Raw genomic sequence first — 23,944 nt, 5'->3', positions numbered from 1 at the left:
GGCCGCGCCGCCAAGAACTGGCGAGAGGCAATGAACCAATTTGCCATCCTCTACGCAGACCGATTCACCAGGACCGGCTCGTAGCCTCGTAGAAGCGCCTCAAACACAGAATTCCTGACACTCCCTCAGAAATGCACGGAGCTCTTGAGCTTCCTTCTTGGTCGCCTCGATCTGGTCCATCATGGAGCGCTGTTGACGAGTCATTTCTTACTCCTGGTTCGTTTTGGGGGAAGGGCGGCAATCCCCTCGACGGCAAGAATCTCCGCGAGGGCATACGTGAACACGAAGCGCCTGATTCGTGGCGTCGCCGTCTGCTCGTCCAAGGCACGGATCTTACCGGCGGGGGTCTTCCTGGAGCCTTGAGATTCGAAGAAGTCCAAGTACCGCCGAGGCGCCACACCAACGAAAGCACGGAAATTCGTGCGTGTCGGCGACGGTTCCGCCGGCTCGACGCTGATGGAGTCGCCGAACAGTTCGAGCGCTCGGCTCTTCTCATACGGCTCTATGAACACGACTTCTCGCACGCCGGACGCAACGATATGTCGAGCACAGATGTGGCATGGGAACGTTGTGCAGAACAAGCGACTGTCTTGGAGGCGCACCCCCAGCCGCCCCGCCTGCGCAATCGCGGCCATCTCCGCGTGCACCGCGCGTCCGAACTCGATGACATCGAAGATCTGAGCGTCCTTGAGGTATGCGTCCCTGTCGAAGAGCGCTTCCGCAGACAACTAGGCACTCGACTTCTGCATCGTCGCTTTGGTCAGAAGACGCTTGGTCTTCAGACGATCGAACACCTCCTCAACGATTTCTTTCTTGATGGACACGTTGGAATCGAAACCGCGTTCGAAGTCTCGGTCGACGAATTCATCCTCGGCCCAGTACAAGCCGCCTCCGAACTTGGGTACCTCATTGCAGCCCGTGGTCAGGAGGTCGCCATCAGCCGACACGATGGCCGCACCGACCTGGCGGGAAAGATCAAGGGAGCGCAATGCCGCCGCCTTCGCGAAGAACATCGCTTGCTCATCCCGCGTCGGTGAGACGTATGGATTCCCAAAAGTCAGTTGCGCCAGTCGCTTGAGCGTCTTCTCCAACTCCGGGCGTGATTCACTGGTCACGAAGAAGTCAGCCAGCGGAAACGTCTTTCCGACACACTGACCGAGGGCTTTGCCTTCCTCGTCGTGGTCGATGGCGATCAACTCCGCCGCATACCGATCCGCCATGGCCTTGTCGGACGACAGGCTAGAGACGATGGCCTTCTTCAGGAACTGGGTTCGCCAGAGCTTCGACGCATAGACCGAGATCAGCGTGAAGGCTTCGCCATAGACGTCCCTGAAGAGTTCAACCTCTTCTTTTCGCTTGAAGGAGCGAACCAGGTAGGCCGTGCGACGAGGCGGACGGATTGAAGCCCGTTGCTTCCGCGCCTGTCGGATCTCGAAGATCGCGAGCCTCGCCGCAATGTTGGCCTGCTGAGTTTCCTCACGCAATCGCGTGCCGCGCTCCATCAAGGTCTTCATGCGATCGTAGAAATTCGCGAAGACATGCGATTCACCCAGATAGTTCGTGATCAGGGTGCTCAGCCGGATTTCTACGCATTCGTATTGAAGCGCCTTCAATTGAGCCTTCAAAACATCGCACACCTTGTCGAGGTCGATGCCCGAGGGACCGACGAATCCGAATACCAACTCGATGTTGGCCGGATCCGAAGCATCGACGTTTTGCAGGGGCTCGGCAGCAGTGTCCGCTGGGATGCGCGGCGCCGCGTGGTCACCGTCGGCGCGGTCGGCCGCGGAAGCGTGTTTCGCCTTCTTGTCTTGCCGCATCGCTCCCTCCTCGATCGAGTTGATCGCGGCCCCGATGTCCAGGGCGGAACGTTCTTCTTCGTGCATGAAGTGTCCTCGGATGGCGTCGCCGACAGGAGCCGGGCTAACCCTTGCGCGCTCAGCGGCGTCATGGGGAGTCCTATCGAACACCAAGGATTCTTCGCTTCGGAATCAGTTTTGCGACGGCATCAATGGGCCGATCACGAGGCCAAACTGACGAGGGGTAGGGCAACGGCCCCTGGTCTTGTTAGCCAGGGTTTTCATTCTGAACAAAGCGCCCTCCCCCCTCATCTGTTCCGATCCGGCCTCACATCCATCACCACCAACCCGGCCAGCATCCCCAGCGGCAACCCCAGCGCCCAGAACCTCCACGCGGCGTACGCGAACGCGCCCGCCAGCGCCCCCGCGGCGAAGGCCAGCACCGGCCAGATGAAGCGCTTCCAGCGCTCCCGCACCTCCGGCCCGGCCGCGCCGCGCAGCAGGTCCACGCCGTCGATCACCACCTGCGTGACATTGCCCGTCATCACCGTCGTCGGCGTCAGCGCCGGCCAGGCCAGCCGGCCCGCCGCGTTCTGCACGCCCATCGCCGCCGTCATGAACAGCCCCGTGGCCATCGCCCACGGCGCGTCCGGCGCCAGCGCCGCGCCCGCCGGCACGCTGCACATCAGCGCCACCGCCAGCAACACCGCCTGCATCACCAGCAAGGGCCGGCTCGCCACCGTCTGCGTGCGCTCGCAGCGCAGGGCCACCATCCGCGCCAGCGCCACCGCCGCCACGAAGGTCGGGAACACCAGCAGCTTCAGCAGCACGCTGTTCGCGCTCGAGCGGCTCAGCTCCGCGCCGATCAGCACGAAGTTTCCCGTCACGTGCGCCGTGAACAGCCCGAACAGCGCCACGAAGCCCACCGTGTCCACATAGCCGCCGATGAAGCCCAAGGCCAGGCTCGCCAGCAGCAAACGCTTCGCCCCCGTCATGCCGTCCCCTTGCGCTCGAGCACCGCGATCCGCGCCGCCATCGCCAGCGCGCAGATCAGCCCCAGGTGCTCGAAGAACGCGTTCTTGGCCATGAAGCGCGCCTGCCCGCTCATGTCCCAGAAATTGTTGGCCACCAGCATCGCCACGAAGGTCAGCACGCCCAGCGCCCCCGCCGCGAGCCACACCCAGCGGTTGGCGATCAACAGCAGCGATGCGATCAGCTCCACCGCGATCACCACCACCGCCCACAGCGCGGCCGGCTGCAGGCCGAAGTGCGCCTGCTCGGCCACCGCGCCGGGGAAGTCCATCAGCTTGTCGATGCCGCCGATCAGGTAGGCCGAGGCCAGCCCCACGCGCAGCAGCACCGCCAGCGATGGCCATTGCAGGATCGCCTCCACCCAGCGCGGCGCGGCGGGCGCAGTCAGTCGAGTCGGTCGGAGTGCGCTCATGTCACACCGCCCAGCAGGCGCAGCCCAGGGCGCCCCAGAAACTGCGCAGGTCCGACGCGGGCACTTCCGACGCCCAGGCATTCGCGTGCGCATGGCCGTGGACGCCGCAGGCGGTGTCGCAGCAGGCCACGCGCTGCATCGCCGCCTGCAGCGGCTTGCCTTCCGCGCCTCCGGCCCCCCATGCGCCATAGCCGCCATAGCGCCGCACCGGCGACCAGTCCGGCATCGCCGGTGGCGGTGCCGATTCGTCGAGGCCGGCGAACTCGCCCGCGCCCCACACGACCTTGCCGCCGACCATCGTCAGCAGCGCGCTGGTGTCGGCGATGTCCGATTCGGCGCAACCGAAGAAGTCGCGGTCCGGCACGATCAGGTCGGCCAGCTGGCCCGCCGCGATCTGGCCCTTGTTGCCTTGCTCGTTCGAGAACCAGGTGACGTTCTCCGTCCACATGCGCAGCGCCGCCTCGCGGTCCAGGCAGTTGCGCTGCGGCGTGATCTGCAGTCCGCCGACGGTGCGGCCGGTGACCAGCCACGACAGCGACACCCACGGGTTGTAGGAGGCGACCCGCGTCGCGTCCGTCCCGGCCGAGACCTTCATGCCCCGGCGCAGCATCTCGGCCACCGGCGGCGTCGCCTCGGCGGCGCGCGCGCCGTAGCGCTCGACGAAGTACTCGCCCTGGTAGGCCATGCGGTGCTGCACCGCCACGCCGCCGCCCAGCGCCGCGATGCGGTCCATCGAGCGCTGCGAGATCGTCTCCGCATGATCGAAGAACCAGTTCAGGCCGTCGATCGGCGTGTCGCGATGGACCTTCTCGAACACGTCCAGCGCGCGCGAGATCGTCTCGTCGTAGGTCGCATGCATGCGCCACGGCCAGCGGTTCTGCACCAGGATGCGCACCACCTCCTCCAGCTCGCCCTCCATCTGGCCGGGCATGTCGGGCCGCGGCTGGCGGAAGTCCTCGAAGTCCGCCGCCGAGAACACCAGCATCTCGCCCGCGCCGTTGTGGCGGAAGTAGTCGTCGCCCTGCTTGTAGGTGACCGACCGGGCCCAGTTGAGGAAGTCCTCCTTCTCCTGCCCCGCCTTCTGGGTGAACAGGTTGTAGGCCAGCCGGATCGTCAGCTGCCCGGCGTCGGACAGCTGCTGGATGATCTGGTAGTCCTCGGGATAGTTCTGGAAGCCGCCGCCCGCGTCGATCGCGCCGGTCACGCCGAGGCGGTTGAGCTCGCGCATGAAGTGGCGCGTGCTGTTGAGCTGGTATTCCGGCGGCAGCTTGGGGCCCTTGGCCAGCGTCGCGTACAGGATGGACGCGTTGGGCTTGGCCAGCAGCAGGCCAGTGGGGTTGCCCGCGCTGTCGCGCAGGATCTGGCCGCCGGGCGGTTCGGGCGTCTCGCGCGTGTAGCCCACGGCGCGCAGCGCCGCGCCGTTGAGCAGCGCGCGGTCATAGAGATGCAGGATGAAGACCGGCGTGTCGGGTGCGACGGCATTGAGCTCGTCGATCGTCGGCAGCCGCTTCTCGGCGAACTGGTGCTCGGTGAAGCCGCCCACCACGCGCACCCATTGCGGCGCCGGCGTGATCGCGACCTGCGCCTTGAGCATCGCCATCGCGTCGGCCAGGCTGCGCACGCCGTCCCAGCGCAGCTCCATGTTGAAGTTCAGCCCGCCACGGATGATGTGGAGGTGGTTGTCGATCAGGCCCGGCAGCACGCCGCGGCCCTTCAGGTCGATGCGGCGGGTGCCGGGGCCGGCCAGCGCCAGGATCTCCTGGTTGCCGCCCACCCCCTGGAAGCGCCCGTCGCGGATGGCGACCGCCTGCGCCGTCGGCCGCGCGCGGTCCAGCGTCGTGAAGCGGCCGTTGAACAGCACCAGATCGGGCGTGGCCGCCGCGGCGGCCGTCGATTTCGAATCAGACATCTTGCGTCTCCGCGTTGCGGGCCTTCCCGGCCTTCCCGGTCTGGACACCGGTCACCGGCTTGTCGCAGCCCGGCATGCGTCCGAACATGTGCGGACGCACCTTCTGCTCGATCCAGCTCACCTGCGCAGTGTCGCGGTGCATCCACTGGCGCACCAGCCCGGGGATCTGCTCCCCGGCGAGGATCCCCAGCAGGCCCACCAGCGCGATCACCGGCGGCGCCGGCGACCTCACGTTGAGCACGCCGTAGATCACGCCGACGAGCAGGCCGACGGCGGCCGACAGGACATAGGCATTCATGATGGCCGCCCTTTCGCGATCAGCCCTCGTGGGCGTTGAACATCGACTTGGCGTAGTTGATGCCGATGCCGTACGAGCCGCCCACCTTCTTCGCGATGCCGGTGGTCATGTCGTAGGTGCCGGTGCGGGCCCAGTCGCGCTGCAGCTCCAGCAGGTACTGCAGCGAGGTCATCGGCTGCGCGCCGGCCTGCACCATGCGCTCGACCGCGCGGTTGTGTGCCTCCAGCGAGACGTCGCCGCAGGCGTCGGTGATCACGTAGACCTCGAAGCCCTGGTCCAGCGCCGACAGCGCCGGCCCGACGATGCAGACGCTGGTCCACAGGCCGGCCAGCACGATGCGGTCCTTGCCGATGCGGTTGATCTCCTCGATCACCGCGACGTCCTCCCAGGTGTTCATCGAGGTGCGGTCCAGCATCTTCTGGCCGGGGAAGGGCGCGGTGACCTCGTCGAACATCGGGCCGGAGAAGCTCTTCTCCGCCACCGTGGTCAGGATGGTGGACACGCCGAAGCCGGCGGCCGCCTGCGCCACCAGCGAGGCGTTGGTGCGCAGGTTGTTGGCGTCGATCGAGTGCGTGGCGAAGGCCATCTGCGACTGGAAGTCGATCATGACCAGCGTGTGGTCGGCGGGGTTCAGCAACTTGGCGCCGGGAACGGCCTTGGCGAGCTTGCTCATGGGGATCTCCTTGAAAGGCGGGAGGGGCCGGTCACGGACCGGCCCCGGGTCGGGGTCGGGGTCGGCGGCGCCGCTCAGGCCTTGGCGAAGGCCAGCAGGTCGGCGTTGAGCTGGTCCTTGGCGGTGGCGGCCAGGCCGTGGCTGCCGCCCTTGTAGACCTTCAGCGTGGCCTTGGGCGCCAGCTTCACCGACAGCTCGGCGGAGTTGCCGATCGGCACGATCTGGTCGTCGTCGCCGTGGATGATCAGCGTCGGGACGGTGATCTTCTTGAGGTCCTCGGTGAAGTCGGTCTCGGAGAACTGCTTGATGCAGTCGAACTGCGACTTCAGCGAGCCCTGCATGCCCTGGAGCCAGAAGCTGTCGCGCATGCCTTGCGAGACCTGCGCGCCCGCACGGTTGGCGCCGAAGAACGGCGTCGTCAGGTCCTTGTAGAACTGCGAGCGGTCCTTCTGCACGCCGGCGCGGATGCCGTCGAAGACGTCCTTGGGCAGGCCGTTCGGGTAGGCGGCGGACTTCATCATCGTCGGCGGCACGGCGCCCACCAGCACGACCTTGGCCACGCGCTTGGTGCCGTGGCGGCCGACGTAGCGGGTGACCTCGCCGCCGCCGGTGGAGTGGCCCACCAGCATCGCGTTCTTGACGTCGAGCTTGTCGAGCACGGCCGCGAGGTCGTCGGCGTAGGTGTCCATGTCGTTGCCGTTCCAGGACTGGCTGGAGCGGCCATGGCCGCGGCGGTCATGGGCGATGACGCGGAAGCCGTTCTGGCCCAGGAACAGCATCTGGTCTTCCCAGGCGTCGCTGCTGAGCGGCCAGCCATGCGAGAAGACGACGGGTTGGCCGGTGCCCCAGTCCTTGTAGAAGATCTGGGTACCGTCCTTGGTGGTGATGTAGCTCATCGGGGCTCCTGGTAGGGGGTGTTGAGGGGGGGAGGAAGCGGCCGCGGCCGCGTCGGCCAGCGCGAGCGGCAGCGCCGCGGCGAGCGCGAGCTGGCCGCCCAGCGCGAGCACGTCGCGGCGGGTCGGGTCCGAAGGGGTCGAAGGGATCGTCATCGAGGGTCTCCGAGGGATGAGTCATCCTAGGAAACCGCTGTCCGGAACAACAGCCGCCGATGGCGCAGCGGGAGCTCTCCCGTCGGAGGCAGCCGCGCTCAGAGCCGCAGCAGCCCGCGCTTGAGCGCGAGCACCACGGCATGCGTGCGGTCGCGCGCGTCGAGCTTGGCCAGGATCATCTTGACGCGCGCCTTGATCGTGTCCTCGGACAGCGACAGCGCGCCGCCGATCTCGCGGTTGCTCAGGCCCTGCGCGATGTGCTCGAGCACGTCCAGCTCGCGGCCGGAGAGCTGCTCCTGGCCGGCATGGGCGGCGATCTCCTGAGCGACCTCGTTGGGGATCCAGCGCTGGCCGCGGTGCACGGCGCGGATGGCGTCGAGCAGCTCGGTGCGCAGCTGCGTCTTGAGCAGATAGCCGGCCGCGCCGAGCTTGAGCGCCTGACGGGCCTGCGCGTCGGCCTTGAAGGTGGTGAGCACGATCACGCGCGCCCCCGGGCTGAGCGCCCGCACGCGGGCCAGCGCCTCCAGGCCGTCCATGCCCGGCATCTGGATGTCCATCAGCGTCACGTCGGGCCGCAGCCGCTCGAAGGCCTGCAGGCCCTGCCAGCCGTTCTCGGCCTGACCCACCGGCGCCATGCCGGGCTCCTCGCCCAGCACGGCGGCGATGCCCTCGCGCATCAGCGGGTGGTCGTCGACCGTGAGGACACGGATGGGGTCGGGCGTGGGCACCATGGCGGCGATCATAGGGGCGGCCTTCGCGCGAGGTCCCCGTTCCGAGGGGCCGATACCCTTTCGGGTAGCCGGTATCGACTCGACCGGGGCTATCGTGGCGACCGCCCGCTTCCGATGATGGGTTTCCGTGTCCGGCTCCGGCCGGCCCCGTCCGTCATCGTCCCCTGGGAGCTGTCCATGTCCCTGATCGAGCCCGTCGCCGCCACCCGCCCCCGCGTTCGAGATCCTGTGCGGGATCCCGTTCGCGACCCTGCCCGCGATGTCACCCGCGATGTGCCCCGCGAGGCGGCCCGCGACGCGGTGCTGGACGCCATCGTGGTCCATCGCCATCCGCTGCTGCGCGCGGGCATCGCCGCCGCGCTGTCGCCGTTCTTCCGCGCGCACGAGGCGGCGCAGGCCGGCGAGGCGTTCACGCTCGACGACGGCGCGCCGGCGGTGCGCGACGCGCCCTTCCGGCTCGTCATCGCCGATCACGAGGGCGCGCTGCAGATGCTCGGCGGCCAGCCGCGCCGCAGCGGGTTCACCGGACTGCCGGGACCGAACTGGCTGGTCGTCAGCCCCGTGACGCATGGGGGCCGCGTGCGGCATGCGATGGCGGCGGGGGTGCTCGGCTACGTGCATGCGACCTGCGCGCTGGAGGAATTGCGCGATGCCGCGCGCGCCGTCGCCGCCGGACGGCGCTATCTGTGCCGAGCCGCGGCCGGCGCGATCGCGGAAGGCTGGCTGGGCGACGACCTCACGCCGCGCGAGCGCGATGTGCTGCGCATGCTCTGTCTGGGGCTGGACAACAAGTCGATCGGCCTGCGGCTGGGTGTCGCGGCCGGCACGGTCAAGACGCATGTGAAGACGCTGCTGCAGAAGCTTGGCGCGCGCAGCCGCACGCAGGCGGCCACCGAGGCGCTGCGGCGCGGGCTGCTCGACGAGCCGCCGATCGACGATCCGCTGCCGGCGCCAGCGCGCGTGCCGCGGCCAGACCTTGATGCGCGGTGTGCCGCCTGATCGCGACGGCAGGCCTGATCGCGCGCGGGCTGGCCGCCGCCTGGTGCTGCGCCGCGCTGCTGCTGGGCCTCGGGCTGAACGTCGCGCGCGCCGCGGGCGATGGCCTGGCGGATTTCTCGCACCGCGGCTGGAACGTGCGCGACGGCGCGCCCGCCGATGTCTGGACGCTGGCCGGCGGACGCGAAGGCGTGCTGTGGCTGGGCACCGGCATGGGGCTGTACCGTTTCGACGGGCTGCGCTTCGAGCGCTACCGGCCCGGCGGCCAGCCGCTGCCGGCGCTCAACATCAATGCGCTGATGGTCGACGAGGACGGCTCGCTGTGGATCGGGCTGTTCGAGGGCGGCGTGCTGCAGCTGCGCGGCGGCCAGGTGTTGCGCCATGGCGCGGCGCAGGGGCTGCCCGGCGGGCGCGTGCTGCGTTTCGCGCGCGCCTCGGGGGCGCTGTGGGCCGCGGCGGGCAAGGGCCTGGCGCGCTTCGACGGCCAGCGCTGGCAGCGCGTCGGCGCGGCGCAGGGCTATCCGGCCGCGGGGGCGGAATACCTGTTCCGGGATCGCCAGGGCACGCTCTGGGTCAGCTCCGGCGAGCGCCTTTATCGCCTTGCCGCTGGAGCCTCGCGCTTCGATGACACCGGCGTGAGCACCGGCCATCAGGCCGTGATGACGCAGGACGGACAGGACCGGCTCTGGATGGCCGATGGCCACGGCGGCGTGCGGCCGCTCGGCCTGCCGGGCTCGTGGCGGGAGTGGGCCACGCTCGCCAGCACCGCGCCGGCGCCCGGCCCGGTGCTGATCGACGACCTGGCCGCGGCGCCGTTCTCGCCCAGCGTCGTGTCGGCGCGCGACGGGCGCCCGTCGACCCGCGTGAAGCAGATGCTGTTCGCCAGCGACGGCGGGCTGTGGGTCACGGTGAACGGCCGCGGCGTGTTCCGCACCGATGCCGCCGAGACCGCGCGGTTGATGGCCGGCGAGCAGCTGGACTGGTCGCGCGGGCAGTGGTTCAGCGTTGCGGACGGGCTGGGCTCGTCGATCACCGTGCCGCTGCTGGAGAGCGACGACGGCGAGATCTGGGTCGGCACCAATGTCGGCGTGAACAGCCTGCGCGCGCATCGGGTACGGCGCGTCACGCCGCTGGAGGACGCGGCGGCCACCGGGTTCAGCGTGCAGCCGGAGGGCAGCGGGGTGAGGCTGTCGAGCTCCTCGGCGAGCTGGCGCCTGGACCCGCCCGCCGCGCCGGCGCGCGAGCCGGCGCTCGATCCGAGGCCCGCGTCACGGCGGGCGTCGGCCGCGGCGGTGCGCGCGGCCGATGGCGCGCTCTGGCTGCTGGATGCCGAGACGCTGTGGCGGCTGCCCGCCGGCGGACGGTGGGAGCGCCACGAGCTGCCGATGCCCGCCGGCAGCCCGGCGCGTGCGATGGGGATGGCGGCCGATCCGTCGGGCGGGCTCTGGCTGTCGCTGCTCGATGCGGGCGTGTTCCATGCGACGCGGGCCGGCGTGGCGCGCGTGAAGGCGGCGGAGCTGGACGGCGTCGCGCCGGGCGCCTTGGCCGTCGATGCCGATGGGGCCGCGTGGTTCGGCCATGACGGCGTGCTGCTCGGGCTGGACGAGCGGGGGCAGCCGGTGCGCGCGGGGCCGGAGCAGGGGCTGCGCACGGGACGCATCCTGGCGGTGCTCAACACGCGCCACGGGCTGGTGGTGGCAGGGGAGAACGGCGTCGCGCTCGGCCGCGACGGGCACTTCGCCACCATCACCATTGACCGCGACCCGGCCTTCGGGCGCGTGTCGGGCATCGTCGAGTCCTTCGACGGCGATCTGTGGCTCAACGGCGGGCGGGGCCTGGTGCGGCTCGCGGCGGCGGAGGTGGCGTCGCTGTTCGTCGAGTCGGCGCATCCGCTCAGCTATCAGCTGCTCGACGCGGCGGATGGACTGCCAGGCATCGCGCGGCAGGCGTCGCCGACCTCCACCGCGGTGCGCGACGCCCGCGGGCGGCTGTGGTTCGTGACCAACCTCGGCGTGGTCTGGCTGGACCCGGCGCGCACGCCGCGCAATTCGCGCGAGGTGGGGGTGGATGTGCAGGCGCTGATGGCGGGCGGGCAGAGCTATCCGGCATCGCAAGGACTGCAGCTGCCGCAGGGCACCCATGCGTTGACGCTGCGATACGCGGCCAAGGTGCTGAGCCGCGCGGAGCAGGTCCGCTACCGGTTCCGGCTGGTGGGGGTGGATGCCGACTGGCGCGATGCGGGGACGCAGCGCGAGGCGACCTACGCGAACCTCGGGCCCGGCGACTATCGCTTCGAGGTGCTCGCCTCCAATCCCGATGGGCTGTGGAGCCGGCAGCCGTCGGTGCTGGCGTTTCATATCGCGCCGTCGGTGCTGGAGAGCAGCGTGTTCCGATGGGCGGTGGCGCTCGCGATCGTGGTGGCGGCGTGGGGCGGGTATCGGTTGAGAGTGCGGGCGCTCCAGGCCAGGCTGCGGATGCGGCTGGAAGTCCGCCATCGGGAGCGGGAACACATCGCGCGGGATCTGCATGACACGCTGCTGCAGGGGTTCCAAGGGCTGCTGCTCGGGCTCGATGCGAGCGTGCGCCGCGTCAGCGACGCGGAGCTGCGCCGGCGCATGGAACGCGACCTGACGCGCGCCGAGGCGCTCCTCGCCGAAGGACGCGATCGCGTCGGGCAACTGCGCCAGCGCATCGACGACGAAGATGCGCAGGAATGGGGGGACGCTGGCCCTCTCCCCCGCCCTCTCCCGCAAGCGGGCGAGGGAGTTGATGGCAGCGATGACCGCGAAGGTGGCGGAGGCGGCACCGGCGGTGCCAGGGGGGACCGCGGTGGCAGGGGTGGTGGCAGGGGTGGTGGCAGCGGTGGTGGCAGCGGTGGTGGCAGCGGTGGAGGTGGCAACGGTGGAGGTGGTAGCAGTGGGGGCTGTGGCGGTGGTGGTGGCAATGGTGGCGATGGCGGGCGATGCGGTGGCGGAGATCGCGGCGGGTTGGTGGAGCGGCTGACGCAGGCGGGGCGGGACCTGATCCGGCCGCCGGGGCGGTTCCGGATGCGGGTGAGCGGCACCGTGCGCGCGCTGGAGGCCGCCGTCGAGGACGAGCTGCTGCTGATCGCGCGCGAGGGGCTGACCAATGCCGAGCGCCATGCGCGGGCGAGCGCGGTGGAGCTGCTGCTGGAGTTCCATCCGGATGCGCTGACGCTGACGCTGCGCGACGACGGCATCGGGCTGGCGCCGGACTGGGCGGCGCGGCAGACGCGCGGCGTGCGCTACGGCTTGCGCGGCATGCATGAGCGGGCCCGGCTGCTGAACGCCGCCTTCACGGTGCGGGGCGCGCCGGGCGCGGGGACCGAGCTGGTGCTGCGCGTGGTGGATCCGCCACGGGCGGGCTGGCGGGAGCGCTGGTGGCCGGGGCGCGCGGCTGTCTCCCCGTGAAGTCCCCAGGGTCAGGGCAAACCCTTCTCCCTAGAATTCCCCGGGCGTCGAAGTTCGACGATTCACGAGGGAAGAGTGATGAAGAAGTTTGCCGCGCTGTCCGCGCTTTGCCTGTCCTTGACCGCCGCGCTGCCGGCCTTCGCCGATCCCGCGCCGGTGCCCGACGCCGCCCAGGCGCAGAGCCTGCGCGATGCCGTGCGCGCCGACCGCAAGGGCGTCGTGCTCAAGGCGCTGGCGCTGGACGAAGCGCAGACCAAGAAGTTCGTGCCGGTCTACGAGGCCTACGAACGCGAGCTGGCCGCGCTGAACCGCCAGTTCACCCGCATGTCGGTGGAGTTCGTGCAGATCGGCGACAAGCCGACCAATGCGCAGTCGAAGTACTTCTCCAAGGGCTACCTGGGCTACGTCGACGCGGAGCAGAAGCTCTACAAGAAATACCACCCGCGCGTGGTGAAGGCCATCGGCGAAGTGGGCGCCGCGCGTTTCCTGTCGGTCGAACGCCGTATCCGCGCCCTCCAGGACTACGACCTCTGGATCTGAGGCCCAGGAGCCTCTGAGTTCCAGAGGTCTCTGAGCTCCGGGGACCTCTGAGCTCCGGGGACCTCTGAGCTCCGGGGGCCTCTGAGTCCAGGGGCCTCTGAACTCCAGGGACCGTTGAGGTTTCAAGGCCTCGCCCCAATCGAACTCCCTCGCCCCGCGTGCGGGGAGAGGGCAGGGGAGAGGGGTCGTCGAAGTACCTCAGCGGTTTTCCACGCTCCCCCTCTCCCTCACCCTCTCCCCCCTCGCGGGGGGCGAGGGAATGAATACCGAAGGAATGCGTGGCGGCGTCAGATCCAGCCCAGATCGATCGCGCGCAGCACGGCCTGCGTGCGGTCGCGGACCCCCATCTTCGCGAACACCGCGGAGCAGTGGTTCTTGATCACGCCCTCGCTGTTCCCCAGCAGCGCGGCGATCTCCGTGTTGCTGCGTCCGCTGGCCACCAGGCGCAGCACCTGCAGTTCCTTCGGGCTGAGCGGCTCCGGTTCCGGCGTCGCCGCGAACGCCCGCTCCACCGGCGCGCGCTCCATCCGTTCCGTCAGCAGCGGCCGCAGCGCGGTCGAGCCGCCGACCACGTCGCGCAGCGCCTGCACCAGCGTGTCCGGGCTGATCGCCTTCAGCAGGAATCCACGCGCCCCGGCGCGCACCGCCTCGTCGAAGGCCGACGTGTCGTCGAAGGTCGTCAGCAGCACCACCGGAATCTTCAGCGCCCGCGCCGCCAGCGCGCGGATCAGTCCGATGCCGTCCAGCCGCGGCATCCGCATGTCCGACAGGATCACGTCCGGCTGCTCGCGCGCCAGCAGCTCCAGCGCCTCCGCCCCATCGGACGCCTCGCCGATCAGGCGGATGTCGTCGTGCAGCGCCAGCAGGCCCTTGAGCCCCTCGCGCACCAGTTGCTGGTCTTCCACCAGCAGCAGCTTGATCGTGTTCTCGCTCATGTCGTCTCCTTCCCTGGATGGCGCCGGCCCGTTCAGGCGCGCCGCGGGCAGTTCAATTCGATCAGGAATCCGGGGTGATGCCGCAGCACCTGCATCGTCCCGCCCAGTTCGGCCATGCGTTCCTGCATGCCCTTGAGGCCGTTGCCCTCGCGCAGCTTGCGCGTGCCGCGGCCATTGTCGTCAACCCGGACCCGCACCTGCGGACCCGCCCCCGTGCCGCCCGCCCCGGCTGACGCAATTGCTCCCGCGCCTTCGGCCGGTGGCGCGTCGACCGCCTCCAGGCTCACCCGCACATGCGTCGCGCCGGCGTGGCGCACCGCGTTGGTCACCGCCTCCTGCACGCAGCGCAGCAGCGCGTGCGCGCAGCGCGGCGTCAGGTCTTGCGCGACCGGATCCAGCGCCAGCTCGATCTGCGTGCTCGCGATGCCGTCGGCCAGCGTGCGCAGCGCCGTCTCCAGATTGATGCGCTGGCTCTCGCGCTCGCGCGACACCGCCGCGCGCACCTCCGCCAGCAGCCCCGCCGCGCCCAGCCTGGCCTTCTCCACCGCCTGCGCGGCGCCGGCCTCGTCGTGGCGCCGCAGCAGCGCTTCGCTCAGCTGCAGGTGCAGGTTGAGCGCGGTCAGATGGTGCCCCATCACGTCATGCAGCTCGCGTGCCATGTGCATGCGCTCGGCGTAGCGCAGTTGCTCCAGCTGCAGGCGCTCGCCCGATTCCTTCTCGGCCAGCATGGCCTGGAACCAGCGCCGCCGTTCGCCCTCGGCCGCGGCCAGCCGGCCCAGCCCGAAGGCCATGCCGTGCAGCGCCACCATCGACATCGCCAGCCCCACGCTGTTCACCCACCAGGGCATGTCGGGCTGGAGCTGCTCCAGGCGCTGGGCCTCGCTGGGCAGCAGCCAGTACAGCGCGACGTTGACGACCACCTGCGCCAGCGCGAAGTTGAAGGCGCGCCGCACGTTCAGCAGCAGCGCGGCCAGCACCGTGACCAGGAAGGGCAGCCCAGGCGTGACCAACAGCGCCAGCAGGTCCAGCAGCAGCACGCGGGACATCGCGTCGCGCGGCGGCAGGTCCAGGTGCTGCTGGCGCGCCAACTGCCAGAACTGCCACGCGAACAGCATCACCAGCCCCAGGCAGGTGAGCACGAAGGGCGCGTCGTGGGTGGTGCCGCCGACACGGCGATAGAGGCTGGCGAGCACGCCGTCGTAGGGCTCGGTCGCGTTGCCCATCAGGCCCCAGATCGCCGAGCCCAGTTCCAGCAGGCAGATCGCGAGGGCGGCAATGCGCAGCACGAAGGCGGGCTGGGCGATGCGGGCGAGCAGGCGATCCAGGGGGCGGTCCAAGGGCGATCCAAGGGGGCAGGTCACGGACCTGCCGGCGCGCTGGGGATCGACGCGATCAATCCGGGCGACTTCCGGCAGGGACGGTGCGCATTGTCATGGGACTGCCGCGCCAGCGGTTCCCGCCATGCGACGAGCGCCCCGAATCGCTGGATGAGCTGCCGGATGAGCCGCAGGACGAGCCGCAGGATGGGCGGCCGCTCAGGCGATCGCTTCCGAGATCACGCCGCCGCCCAGGCAGACCTCGCCGTCGTAGAGCACCGCGCTCTGGCCGGGCGTGACGGCCCACTGCGGCTGCGGGAAGTCCAGCCGGATGCTCTGCGCGCCGGGGGTCAGCGCGCAGGCGGCGTCGGCCTGGCGGTAGCGCGTCTTGGCGCCGAAGCCGCCGAAACCCGGCGCCGCGCCGGTCCAGCTCAGGTCCTGCGCGATCAGGCTGCGGCTCTGCAGCAGTGGGTGATCGTGGCCCTGGACGGCGATCAGCGTGTTGGTCTCCAGGTCCTTGCGGGCGACGAACCAGGGCTCGTGCTCGCCGCCGCCGCGCGGCGCGCCCTTGTCCTTCACGCCGCCGATGCCCAGGCCCTGGCGCTGACCCAGCGTGTAGAAGGACAGGCCGACGTGCTCGCCCAGCTTGCGGCCGCGCTCGTCCTTGATCGGGCCCGGCTTGTGGGACAGGTAGCGGTTGAGGAACTCGCGGAACGGGCGCTCGCCGATGAAGCAGATGCCGGTCGAGTCCTTCTTCTTCGCATTGGGCAGGCCGATCTCCTCGGCCAGGCGGCGGACCTCGGTCTTGGGCAGGTGGCCGACCGGGAACACCGTCTTGCCCAGCTGCGCCTGGTTGAGCCGGTGCAGGAAGTAGCTCTGGTCCTTCAGCGGGTCCAGGCCCTTGAGCAGCTGCGCCGTGCCGTCATCCAGCTCACGCACGCGGGCGTAGTGGCCGGTGGCGATCTTCTCGGCGCCCAGGCGCATCGCGTGGTCGAGGAAGGCCTTGAACTTGATCTCGGCGTTGCACAGCACGTCCGGGTTGGGCGTGCGGCCGGCCTGGTACTCGCGCAGGAACTCGGCGAAGACGCGGTCCTTGTACTCGGCGGCGAAATTCACGTGCTCGATCTCGATGCCGATGACGTCGGCCACCGCGGCCGCGTCGACGAAATCGATGTTGGAGGAGCAGTACTCGCTGTCGTCGTCGTCTTCCCAGTTCTTCATGAAGATGCCGACGACCTCATGGCCCGCCTGCTTCAGCAGCCAGGCGGACACGGCGGAATCAACGCCGCCGGAGAGCCCGACGACGATGCGTTGCTTCTTGGGATTCATGGGGCGCGATTGTCCCAAAGGTTCGGGGAAGGCCCGCCGTGTAGGGGGAAGGCTGACAAGCGGTCAGCGCCGCCCCGCACAGCGGCTCCCGGCAACGCCGACTGATTCCGGGACGGCAGCCGCACGAAACTGGATGCAACAGGGAGACCCGCCATGAACGTCGTCATCGTCGAAGGATCGATCACCATCCGGGCCCAGCTGCGGGCGCTGCTGGCGCGGGAGCGCCGGATCCGCGTGGTAGGCGAGGCGGCCTGCGAGCAGTCCGCGATCGAGGTGATCGCGCGGACGCAGCCCGACGCGGTGCTGATGGACCTGGCGCTGCAGCCGGGCAGCGGCCTGCGGGTGCTGCGCGCGATGCGGCAACTGGGCCTGGGCGCGCGGGTGATCGTGCTGAGCAACAGCTATTACGAGGAAATGCGGCGCGCCTGCGCGGAGCACGGCATCTCCGGTTTCTTCGACAAGAGCCATCAGACCGAGGACACGCTGATGCTGCTGCAGAGCTGGCTGGCGCCGCTGCAGACCGATGAACACCAGCGCCAGGCGGCGGTCGACGGCCTGGACGTGCCGCCGCGCGGGCACGCCTCTTTCGACGAACTGGCGGATCTGGCCTGCGACATCAGCGGCTGCGGCATGGCGGCCGTGGGGCTGGTGGATGGCGAGCAGCTGCGGCTGATCGGCAACTCGGGCCTGAACCTGCGTCTGATGCCGCGCACTCGCGGGTTCTGCTCCCATCTGATGCATTACCGCGGCCTGCACGAGGTGCCGGACACCTGGCGTGACACGCGCTTCCTCGACCATCCGCTGGTGCAGGGCGCGCCCTACGTGCGCTTCTACGCGACGGTGCCGCTGTCGCTGGCCACCGGGGAGGCGGTCGGCAGCCTGTGCGTGATGGACCGGCTGCCGCGCCGGCTGCGGGAGCGTCAGCGCGAGTCGCTGCTGACGCTGGCGCGCTGCGCGGTCAACGAACTGGAAGCCTGCCGGCGCGAGCCGCTGCACAGCGAGCAGGCGACGAGCGCCGCGATGACGCTCTGAGGGCGAGCCGCCGCGTCAGCGCGGGCACTGTCGTCGGTGCGGCCGGTGCGCTCAGTGCGGCCAGGCCTTGGGCGCGTAGATCGAGGCATGGGCGCTGACGGCCTCGAGCGGCAGGCGGCGCCCGGCGGCGTGGTCCTCGACGCATTGCAGGATCAGCGGGCTGCGATGGCGCTCGCGGCTGGCGCGGATCTCGTCCAGCGTCAGCCACAGGGTGCGCTGGATGGGCTCGTCGAAGGGGCGGTCCGGGATCTGGTCGCCGACGCGGCCGGTGAAGGCCAGACGGACGTAGGTGACGTCGTCGCCGCGGTCCGGGCGCAGGAAACGCGACAGGTAGACGCCGAGGAAGGCGTCCGGCGTGAACGGCCGGGCGGTTTCCTCGAGGACTTCGCGCTTGACGGCGTCGATGACAGATTCGGCCTGTTCGAGATGGCCGGCGGGGTTGTTGAGCAGCAGCCCGTCGCGGGTCAGCTCCTCCACCAGCAGGTAACGGCCGTCCTGTTCGATCACGGCGGCCACGGTCACGCTGGGCTTGAATCGTTCGGTCATGGTCCTTCCTGATGGGCGGCTGGTCCGCGGCGGGAGATGCCGGGGAACGCCGCCTCGATGTGGGAACGGGGCCGCATTGTGAGGGGGTCGGGTGACACCTGGCGGCGAACTGGCCGCAGAAGCAGGGGCTGATATCCCATAAACAGGTGAGAGACGCCCGGAAATGAATGCATGAAGGCTGATGCCACCGGCGATTCATGTCGGAAGACTGCCGGGTTTTCAACTCGGCAAAGGCCAGGCGTCATGACGCGAATCAAGCAACTGCGGCAGGTCGCCGCGCAGCAGCTCCACGGTCAAGGGCAGCCCGCGGGGCGGCGACTGGATGCACTCGACGAGGAACAGGCGCTGACGCCCGGCGAAGCGGCGGCTCCGGCCGAAGCGCCGGCGGTGAACGCGGTGAACGCGCCAGCCGCGATGGAGGGAGAGATGGCGGCCTCCGCCGAGGCCGGAGTGCCCGGCGCGGCCGGTGGCTCGTCCGGGCTGGTGATGGGCGGTGTGGCGCTTGGAGCGATCGGGCTTGCCGCCGTCGCCGCCAGCGGCGGAAGCGGGGCGAAGTCGGGAGACTTGAAACCGCCCGCCGCGGAACTCCCCAAGCCGGAGATTCCCCGGCCTCTTCCCGAACCGCCAAAACCCGATGATGGGAAACCGCTGCAGCCGGAGGTTCCGAAGCCCGAAGATGGACAAAAGCCCCCTCCGGAAATCCCCAAACCGGATGTGGAACTGCTCAAGCCCGAGCAGCCCGGCAAACCTGAGACACCCCAAACTCCGGTTAATCCGAATCCGGATAAGCCCACCACGCCGGAGCCCGAGGAACCGACGATACCCACGCCTCAGCGTCCGCCTGCGCCGACGGTTGCGTTGGCCGTGGACTCGGGCCGCAGCGCGAGCGATCGATACACCAATCAGGCCGATGTGCAAGTGTCCGGTTTGCTGCCGGGTGCGACGTGGAAGTACAGCGTCGACGGTGGCATAACGTGGCGGGAAGGTGGCATCGAAGGAAAGATTCTTGCAGGAGAGTTTCCACCGGGTGATGGTGAACGTTCGGTTTCTGTCGTTCAAATCAACAGCGCCGGAATGTCAAGCAATCTGTCGGTTCTTGATTTTCATCTGGATACCACGGCTCCGCAGACGGGCTTTATCGTGCTCCTGCCAGAGGGATATTCGGAGGAGCAGTCTGGAACCTTCGAGGCAAAAGGTGTTACCGCAACGCTGCTCAATTTTGCAGATTTTGTCAACTCCAATCTTCCACTTCAGTGGAGTCTCGGACCTGTTGATTATGGTAAATGGGAGGAAATGACGCATGATAGCGTCGACTTCTCTCAATATGTATCGCCAGAGGTGGATAAAGCGTATTTGCTATTCCGCATCGCTGATCTGGCTGGAAACTTCAGTAGTGGACGAGGGGTGGAATTTTATGGGCTTGCAAAATTTGCGCCGCCGCCTATTCCGCGTGTTGAAATAGTCATGGATTCCGGTACCTCAACTGATGATCGCGTCACCAATGATGCAACCCTACGCGTCAATGGTCTGGTGACCGGCATGACCTGGAAATACAGCCTCGACAACGGCGTGACGTGGAAGACCGGCGGTGCTGACCATCAGATTGCCGCCAGCGAATTCGGCGGTATTCCCGGCCTCAAGAACGTGCAGGTGGTACAGGTGAATGCCAGCAATAAGGAAAGCGCCGCTGCGCATTTCGATTTCACGCTGCAGCCGGATGACATCACAGGCGTCCCAGGAGCGGCCAATTTCAATCCCACTGTGTTCACCGGCACCAGCGGCATGGACAAACTCAAGGTGAATACTGCGGACGGAAAGAAGCTGTCGATTGTCGGTTACGACAAGAGTCAGGGGGATGTGATCGACTTGAGCGCTGTGCTGGCTATTCCTAATGGCGCCAATGTGTCCGAGTACATTCGAACAATGGGAGCCGGGTCATCCAATTCCGGATATCAATTCAGCGTCAATTTGACAGGAAATCCCGCCGCCGATTCCAAAGACTTCCTCGTCGTTGATTTGGGTTCCTACGCCGCGCAACCGCAAGTGACAATCCTCTACAACGGCGGCCAGACGGTCATCTGATTCGTCCCGCTTGAAAACAGAAAACCCCGGCTTGCCGGGGTTTTCTTTTATTCATCGAGAGGCTCAGTTGCCCCGGCCGTGTCCGTGGCCGCGGTCATCGTCGCGGTCCTTGTCGTGACCGCGTCCGCGGCCGTGACCCTTGCCGGGGCCGCGATCGTCGCCATCGCGCCAATCCCGGCGGCCATCTTCGCGCCAGCGATATTCGGTGTGCTCGCGGCGATATTGCGGGGCATATACGTCCCGATACCAGCCGTCGCGCACGAAATACACCGGCCGGCCGCACGCGTTATATCGCGCGCAATGCTTGGCCCAGTTCTTTTCATGCCCCGGCGGCACCCGCAGATAAACCGCCGGCATCGGCGCGGGCACGCGTTCGACCAGCACGGGCCGCTCGTACACGACTTGCGGCCGCACGTTGCCGATGTCGATCTGCCCGTAGAAGCCCGGCTCCCCGATGGACACCGACACCCCCACATCCGCCGCCCGCGACGCCATCGGCACCAGGGCAGCCGTCACCAACGCGCTGCACAGAAGCATCTTCTTGATCATGGTCTGACTCCTTTCGAGCCGTCTTTCGAGTCGTCATTTAACGCCACGTTGACTCCCTGCGATGACTCTAGTTCACCACTCGAAACAGGTTTGCCAGGGGATTGCCGGATGCCGCCCCTCGTTGCCCAGGCAGTTTCTTGGTGAAAACCCCTGTCCCGGGCGAGCCTCGCCCGCCTTGAATCCCCGGGTAAGCTCGCCCCGACCCTGATTCAGGATGGAGGGATTCCAGATGCTGATCGGTGTGCCGCAGGAAATTGCGGCGGGGGAAGCGCGCGTCGCCGCGACGCCGGAGACCGTCAAGAAGCTCGTCGCGCAGGGCCACACGCTGCGCGTGCAGCAGGGCGCCGGGCTCAACGCCAGCGTCACCGACGAGGCCTATGCCGCCGCCGGCGCCGAGCTGGTCAGCCGCGAGGCCGCCTTCGGCTGCGAGCTCGTGCTCAAGGTCCGGCCGCCGGAGCCGTCCGAGCTGCCGCTGTTCAAGCCCGGCGCCGTGCTGGCCGGCATGCTCAATCCGTTCGACCGCGACGGCCTGCAGCGCCTGGCCGACGCGCAGCTGACCGCCTTCGCGCTGGAGGCGGCCCCCCGCACCACCCGCGCGCAGAGCATGGACGTGCTCTCCAGCCAGGCCAACCTGGCCGGCTACAAGGCGGTGATGCTGGCCGCCTTCCACTACCAGCGCCTGTTCCCGATGCTGATGACCGCCGCCGGCACCATCAAGGCCGCGCGCGTCGTGGTGCTGGGCGTGGGCGTCGCGGGACTGCAGGCGATCGCCACCGCCAAGCGGCTCGGCGCCGTCATCGAGGCCTCCGACGTCCGCCCCGCCGTGAAGGAGCAGGTCGAATCGCTCGGCGCCAAGTTCATCGACGTGCCCTACGAGACCGACGAGGAACGCCAGGCCGCCGAAGGCGTCGGCGGCTACGCCCGCCCGATGCCGCCGGGCTGGCTGCAGCGCCAGCAGGTGGAGGTCGCCAAGCGCGTCGCCCAGGCCGACATCGTCATCACCACCGCGTTGATCCCCGGCCGCCCGGCGCCGGTGCTGGTCACCGAGGAGATGGTCCGCGCGATGAAACCCGGCTCCGTGATCGTGGACATCGCCGCGCCCGCCGGCGGCAACTGCCCGCTCACCGAGCCCGGCCAGACCGTGCGCAAGCACGGCGTCACGCTGGTGGGCGAGACCAACCTGCCCTCGCTGGTGGCGGCCGACGCGTCCGCGCTCTACGCGCGCAACGTGCTCGACTTCCTCAAGCTGGTCCTGACGAAGGAGGGCGGCTTCGCCCTCCCGCCCGACGACGACATCGTCACCGCCTGCCTCGTCGCCCATCAGGGCCAGGTGCTGCGCAAGGCTTGAAGGCCGAAGGAGCTCTCCCCATGGACGCCGTCTCCCCCACCCTGATCAACCTGACGATCTTCGTGCTGGCCATCTACGTCGGCTACCACGTCGTCTGGACCGTCACCCCCGCGCTGCACACGCCGCTGATGGCGGTGACCAACGCCATCTCCGCCATCGTCATCGTCGGCGCGATGCTTGCCGCCGCGCTCACCGAGACCCCGCTGGGCAAGGCGATGGGCACCTTCGCCGTGGCCCTGGCCGCGGTCAACGTCTTCGGCGGCTTCCTCGTGACCAGGCGGATGCTGGAGATGTTCAAGAAGAAGGAACCGAAGCGGGACGCGAAGCAGTGATGCGTCCTTGCTTCATAGCGCGCCGGGCCGAGCGCCGGGCCGCTCCCAAGCCGGCCCGGATCCCCTCGGGGGATCGGGCGATGTACCCATCGACCGAGGGGGCCACATGCATATGTCGATGAACCTTGTCACGCTGTTGTATCTGGTCGCCAGCGTCTGCTTCATCCAGGCGCTCAAGGGCCTTTCGCATCCGACCACCTCCATCCGCGGCAATGTCTTCGGCATGGCCGGCATGACGATCGCCGTGCTGACCACCGGCGCGCTGATCCTCAAGCTCGCCGGCGGACAGGCGCTGGGCCTGGGCTACGTGCTGGGCGGCCTGGTCATCGGCGGCGGCATCGGCACCGTCATGGCCAGGCGCGTCGAGATGACCAAGATGCCGGAGCTCGTCGCCTTCATGCACAGCATGATCGGCCTGGCGGCCGTGTGCATCGCGGGCGCCGCGGTGGTCGAGCCGCATGCCTTCGGCATCGCGCCGCATGGCGATCCGATCCCCGGCGGCAACCGCGTCGAACTGGCGCTGGGCTGCTTCATCGGCGCGGTGACCTTCTCCGGCTCGGTGATCGCCTTCGGCAAGCTCAGCGGCAAGTACAAGTTCCGCCTGTTCCAGGGCGCCCCGGTGACCTTCGCCGGCCAGCACTGGCTCAACGCGCTGCTGGGACTGGCCTCGGCCTTCTTCATCTTCGGCTTCTGGCATTCGCAGAGCGCCACGGACTTCATCCTCGTGGCGCTGCTGGGCTTCGCGCTCGGCGTGCTGCTGATCATCCCGATCGGCGGCGCCGACATGCCGGTCGTGGTCTCGATGCTCAACAGCTACTCCGGCTGGGCCGCCGCGGGCATCGGCTTCTCGCTCAACAACAGCATGCTGATCATCGCCGGCTCGCTGGTGGGCAGCTCGGGCGCGATCCTGAGCTACATCATGTGCAAGGCCATGAACCGCTCGTTCTTCAACGTGATCCTGGGCGGCTTCGGCGCCGAAGCCAGCGCCGCCACCGGCGCCACGCAGCAGCGCAACGTCAAGAGCGGCAGCGCGGACGACGCCGCCTTCGTCCTGGGCAACGCCGAGAGCGTGATCATCGTCCCCGGCTACGGTCTGGCCGTGGCGCGCGCCCAGCACGCGGTCAAGGAGCTGGCGCAGAAGCTGATCGAGAAGGGCGTCAGCGTCCGTTACGCGATCCATCCGGTCGCGGGCCGCATGCCGGGCCACATGAACGTGCTGCTCGCCGAGGCCGAGGTCCCCTACGACCAGGTCCACGAGATGGAGGACATCAACGCCGAGTTCGGCCAGACCGACGTGGCCATCATCCTGGGCGCGAACGACGTGGTGAACCCCGCCGCGCTGCAGAAGGGCAGTCCGATCTTCGGCATGCCCATCCTCGAGGCGTACAAGGCGCGCACCGTGATCGTCAACAAGCGCTCGATGGCGGCCGGCTACGCGGGCCTGGACAACGAACTCTTCTACATGGACAAGACCATGATGGTCTTCGGTGACGCGAAGAAGGTGGTCGAGGACATGGTCAAGGCGGTGGAGTAGTGAATCGCCGCCGGCCGAGGCCGGGCGATGTGCGGCGGCGTTCGTGCAGCTTCCACCACTTCCGGTAGGCG

General features: G+C 68.7%; 22 protein-coding genes. 8 read left to right on the top strand and 14 right to left on the bottom strand.

What is annotated here, in order from left to right; translation table 11 throughout:
- Positions 1-200 precede the first annotated feature (200 nt).
- The 9 genes from ABDW61_RS20605 to ABDW61_RS20565 form a co-directional block, all read right to left on the bottom strand.
- Positions 201-728: a deaminase gene (locus tag ABDW61_RS20605; RefSeq protein WP_343641359.1), complete on the bottom strand. Its 528-nt coding sequence runs from the start codon at positions 726-728 to the stop codon at positions 201-203.
- Positions 729-1,886: a hypothetical protein gene (locus tag ABDW61_RS20600; protein ID WP_343641357.1), complete on the bottom strand. Its 1,158-nt coding sequence runs from the start codon at positions 1,884-1,886 to the stop codon at positions 729-731. It lies immediately after the preceding gene.
- 221 nt (positions 1,887-2,107) lie between these two features.
- Positions 2,108-2,794 carry a YoaK family protein gene (locus ABDW61_RS20595; protein WP_343641355.1) on the bottom strand — a complete coding sequence of 229 codons (687 nt, stop codon included), beginning with the start codon at positions 2,792-2,794 and terminating at the stop codon, positions 2,108-2,110.
- The gene (locus ABDW61_RS20590; RefSeq protein ID WP_343641353.1) at positions 2,791-3,243 is read right to left on the bottom strand and encodes a DoxX family protein; all 453 of its coding nucleotides are present in this window, start codon (positions 3,241-3,243) and stop codon (positions 2,791-2,793) included. Before ABDW61_RS20590 ends, ABDW61_RS20595 begins: the two co-directional genes overlap by 4 nt.
- A gap of 1 nt (position 3,244) precedes the next feature.
- Positions 3,245-5,152 (bottom strand): amidohydrolase, encoded by a 1,908-nt coding sequence (locus ABDW61_RS20585; RefSeq protein WP_343641352.1) that lies wholly within the window; start codon positions 5,150-5,152, stop codon positions 3,245-3,247.
- The gene (locus ABDW61_RS20580) at positions 5,145-5,450 is read right to left on the bottom strand and encodes a XapX domain-containing protein (protein ID WP_343641351.1); all 306 of its coding nucleotides are present in this window, start codon (positions 5,448-5,450) and stop codon (positions 5,145-5,147) included. The genes ABDW61_RS20585 and ABDW61_RS20580 overlap by 8 nt, the downstream gene beginning before the upstream one ends.
- Positions 5,451-5,469: 19 nt before the next feature.
- Positions 5,470-6,123: a hydrolase gene (locus tag ABDW61_RS20575; protein WP_343641349.1), complete on the bottom strand. Its 654-nt coding sequence runs from the start codon at positions 6,121-6,123 to the stop codon at positions 5,470-5,472.
- A gap of 74 nt (positions 6,124-6,197) precedes the next feature.
- Positions 6,198-7,172: an alpha/beta hydrolase gene (locus ABDW61_RS20570; protein ID WP_343641348.1), complete on the bottom strand. Its 975-nt coding sequence runs from the start codon at positions 7,170-7,172 to the stop codon at positions 6,198-6,200.
- A 98-nt stretch (positions 7,173-7,270) separates the two neighbouring features.
- A complete protein-coding gene (locus ABDW61_RS20565) occupies positions 7,271-7,903 on the bottom strand; it encodes a response regulator transcription factor (RefSeq protein ID WP_343641364.1) in 633 nt (210 codons plus the stop codon).
- Between the two features lie 177 nt (positions 7,904-8,080).
- On the opposite strand from ABDW61_RS20565, the gene ABDW61_RS20560 reads away from it, so the two are divergent.
- From ABDW61_RS20560 to ABDW61_RS20550, 3 genes are all read left to right on the top strand, one after another.
- Positions 8,081-8,902: a response regulator transcription factor gene (locus ABDW61_RS20560; protein ID WP_343641346.1), complete on the top strand. Its 822-nt coding sequence runs from the start codon at positions 8,081-8,083 to the stop codon at positions 8,900-8,902.
- On the top strand, positions 8,890-12,330 hold the full coding sequence (locus ABDW61_RS20555) for a triple tyrosine motif-containing protein (RefSeq protein WP_343641345.1): 3,441 nt from the start codon (positions 8,890-8,892) through the stop codon (positions 12,328-12,330). The genes ABDW61_RS20560 and ABDW61_RS20555 overlap by 13 nt, the downstream gene beginning before the upstream one ends.
- A gap of 78 nt (positions 12,331-12,408) precedes the next feature.
- Positions 12,409-12,870 carry a hypothetical protein gene (locus tag ABDW61_RS20550; RefSeq protein WP_343641344.1) on the top strand — a complete coding sequence of 154 codons (462 nt, stop codon included), beginning with the start codon at positions 12,409-12,411 and terminating at the stop codon, positions 12,868-12,870.
- A 287-nt stretch (positions 12,871-13,157) separates the two neighbouring features.
- Here ABDW61_RS20550 and ABDW61_RS20545 read toward each other — a convergent pair whose 3' ends face one another.
- The 3 genes from ABDW61_RS20545 to mnmA form a co-directional block, all read right to left on the bottom strand.
- A complete protein-coding gene (locus ABDW61_RS20545; RefSeq protein ID WP_343641342.1) occupies positions 13,158-13,805 on the bottom strand; it encodes a response regulator transcription factor in 648 nt (215 codons plus the stop codon).
- Between the two features lie 32 nt (positions 13,806-13,837).
- Positions 13,838-15,142, bottom strand: coding sequence for a histidine kinase (locus tag ABDW61_RS20540; protein ID WP_343641340.1), 1,305 nt, complete (start codon positions 15,140-15,142; stop codon positions 13,838-13,840).
- A 198-nt stretch (positions 15,143-15,340) separates the two neighbouring features.
- Positions 15,341-16,450, bottom strand: a complete 1,110-nt coding sequence (mnmA, locus tag ABDW61_RS20535) for a tRNA 2-thiouridine(34) synthase MnmA (RefSeq protein WP_343641338.1) — start codon at positions 16,448-16,450, stop codon at positions 15,341-15,343.
- Between the two features lie 153 nt (positions 16,451-16,603).
- Between mnmA and ABDW61_RS20530 the strand changes: the two genes are divergently transcribed.
- Positions 16,604-17,482: a response regulator gene (locus tag ABDW61_RS20530; RefSeq protein ID WP_343641336.1), complete on the top strand. Its 879-nt coding sequence runs from the start codon at positions 16,604-16,606 to the stop codon at positions 17,480-17,482.
- Positions 17,483-17,533: 51 nt separating this feature from the next.
- On the opposite strand, the gene ABDW61_RS20525 is transcribed toward ABDW61_RS20530, so the two are convergent.
- Positions 17,534-18,028, bottom strand: a complete 495-nt coding sequence (locus tag ABDW61_RS20525; protein WP_343641334.1) for an NUDIX hydrolase — start codon at positions 18,026-18,028, stop codon at positions 17,534-17,536.
- Positions 18,029-18,271: 243 nt separating this feature from the next.
- Here ABDW61_RS20525 and ABDW61_RS20520 point away from each other — a divergent pair, with 243 nt between their 5' ends.
- Entirely contained in the window at positions 18,272-20,110 is a 1,839-nt protein-coding gene (locus tag ABDW61_RS20520; RefSeq protein WP_343641333.1) for a hypothetical protein, read from the top strand.
- A gap of 63 nt (positions 20,111-20,173) precedes the next feature.
- Here the strand turns inward: ABDW61_RS20520 and ABDW61_RS20515 are convergent, their stop codons facing one another.
- On the bottom strand, positions 20,174-20,659 hold the full coding sequence (locus ABDW61_RS20515; protein ID WP_343641332.1) for a hypothetical protein: 486 nt from the start codon (positions 20,657-20,659) through the stop codon (positions 20,174-20,176).
- A gap of 229 nt (positions 20,660-20,888) precedes the next feature.
- Here ABDW61_RS20515 and ABDW61_RS20510 point away from each other — a divergent pair, with 229 nt between their 5' ends.
- The 3 genes from ABDW61_RS20510 (at position 20,889) to ABDW61_RS20500 (ending at position 23,873) form a co-directional block, all read left to right on the top strand.
- On the top strand, positions 20,889-22,007 hold the full coding sequence (locus ABDW61_RS20510; protein ID WP_343641331.1) for a Re/Si-specific NAD(P)(+) transhydrogenase subunit alpha: 1,119 nt from the start codon (positions 20,889-20,891) through the stop codon (positions 22,005-22,007).
- A gap of 20 nt (positions 22,008-22,027) precedes the next feature.
- Positions 22,028-22,339, top strand: coding sequence for an NAD(P) transhydrogenase subunit alpha (locus ABDW61_RS20505; RefSeq protein WP_343641329.1), 312 nt, complete (start codon positions 22,028-22,030; stop codon positions 22,337-22,339).
- Positions 22,340-22,451: 112 nt separating this feature from the next.
- Positions 22,452-23,873 carry an NAD(P)(+) transhydrogenase (Re/Si-specific) subunit beta gene (locus ABDW61_RS20500; protein ID WP_343641362.1) on the top strand — a complete coding sequence of 474 codons (1,422 nt, stop codon included), beginning with the start codon at positions 22,452-22,454 and terminating at the stop codon, positions 23,871-23,873.
- Positions 23,874-23,944 lie beyond the last annotated feature (71 nt).

Origin of the sequence: Roseateles sp. (assembly GCF_039595595.1) — a bacterium.
Taxonomy (GTDB): domain Bacteria; phylum Pseudomonadota; class Gammaproteobacteria; order Burkholderiales; family Burkholderiaceae_C; genus Roseateles.
Note: the sequence above shows the minus strand (reverse complement) of the source record. Positions and strands in the feature narration are given on the sequence as shown.

What these genes read in the sequence shown, in the direction of transcription:
- ABDW61_RS20590 (WP_343641353.1), bottom strand. Translation starts at nt 3,243, where the DNA reads ATGAGCGCACTCCGACCGACTCGACTGACTGCGCCCGCCGCGCCGCGC.
- mnmA (WP_343641338.1), bottom strand. Translation starts at nt 16,450, where the DNA reads ATGAATCCCAAGAAGCAACGCATCGTCGTCGGGCTCTCCGGCGGCGTT.
- ABDW61_RS20530 (WP_343641336.1), top strand. Translation starts at nt 16,604, where the DNA reads ATGAACGTCGTCATCGTCGAAGGATCGATCACCATCCGGGCCCAGCTG.
- ABDW61_RS20565 (WP_343641364.1), bottom strand. Translation starts at nt 7,903, where the DNA reads ATGGTGCCCACGCCCGACCCCATCCGTGTCCTCACGGTCGACGACCAC.
- ABDW61_RS20545 (WP_343641342.1), bottom strand. Translation starts at nt 13,805, where the DNA reads ATGAGCGAGAACACGATCAAGCTGCTGCTGGTGGAAGACCAGCAACTG.
- ABDW61_RS20500 (WP_343641362.1), top strand. Translation starts at nt 22,452, where the DNA reads ATGTCGATGAACCTTGTCACGCTGTTGTATCTGGTCGCCAGCGTCTGC.
- ABDW61_RS20505 (WP_343641329.1), top strand. Translation starts at nt 22,028, where the DNA reads ATGGACGCCGTCTCCCCCACCCTGATCAACCTGACGATCTTCGTGCTG.
- ABDW61_RS20525 (WP_343641334.1), bottom strand. Translation starts at nt 18,028, where the DNA reads ATGACCGAACGATTCAAGCCCAGCGTGACCGTGGCCGCCGTGATCGAA.
- ABDW61_RS20585 (WP_343641352.1), bottom strand. Translation starts at nt 5,152, where the DNA reads ATGTCTGATTCGAAATCGACGGCCGCCGCGGCGGCCACGCCCGATCTG.
- ABDW61_RS20580 (WP_343641351.1), bottom strand. Translation starts at nt 5,450, where the DNA reads ATGAATGCCTATGTCCTGTCGGCCGCCGTCGGCCTGCTCGTCGGCGTG.
- ABDW61_RS20575 (WP_343641349.1), bottom strand. Translation starts at nt 6,123, where the DNA reads ATGAGCAAGCTCGCCAAGGCCGTTCCCGGCGCCAAGTTGCTGAACCCC.
- ABDW61_RS20515 (WP_343641332.1), bottom strand. Translation starts at nt 20,659, where the DNA reads ATGATCAAGAAGATGCTTCTGTGCAGCGCGTTGGTGACGGCTGCCCTG.
- ABDW61_RS20520 (WP_343641333.1), top strand. Translation starts at nt 18,272, where the DNA reads ATGACGCGAATCAAGCAACTGCGGCAGGTCGCCGCGCAGCAGCTCCAC.
- ABDW61_RS20550 (WP_343641344.1), top strand. Translation starts at nt 12,409, where the DNA reads ATGAAGAAGTTTGCCGCGCTGTCCGCGCTTTGCCTGTCCTTGACCGCC.
- ABDW61_RS20510 (WP_343641331.1), top strand. Translation starts at nt 20,889, where the DNA reads ATGCTGATCGGTGTGCCGCAGGAAATTGCGGCGGGGGAAGCGCGCGTC.
- ABDW61_RS20600 (WP_343641357.1), bottom strand. Translation starts at nt 1,886, where the DNA reads ATGCACGAAGAAGAACGTTCCGCCCTGGACATCGGGGCCGCGATCAAC.
- ABDW61_RS20560 (WP_343641346.1), top strand. Translation starts at nt 8,081, where the DNA reads ATGTCCCTGATCGAGCCCGTCGCCGCCACCCGCCCCCGCGTTCGAGAT.
- ABDW61_RS20570 (WP_343641348.1), bottom strand. Translation starts at nt 7,172, where the DNA reads ATGACGATCCCTTCGACCCCTTCGGACCCGACCCGCCGCGACGTGCTC.
- ABDW61_RS20595 (WP_343641355.1), bottom strand. Translation starts at nt 2,794, where the DNA reads ATGACGGGGGCGAAGCGTTTGCTGCTGGCGAGCCTGGCCTTGGGCTTC.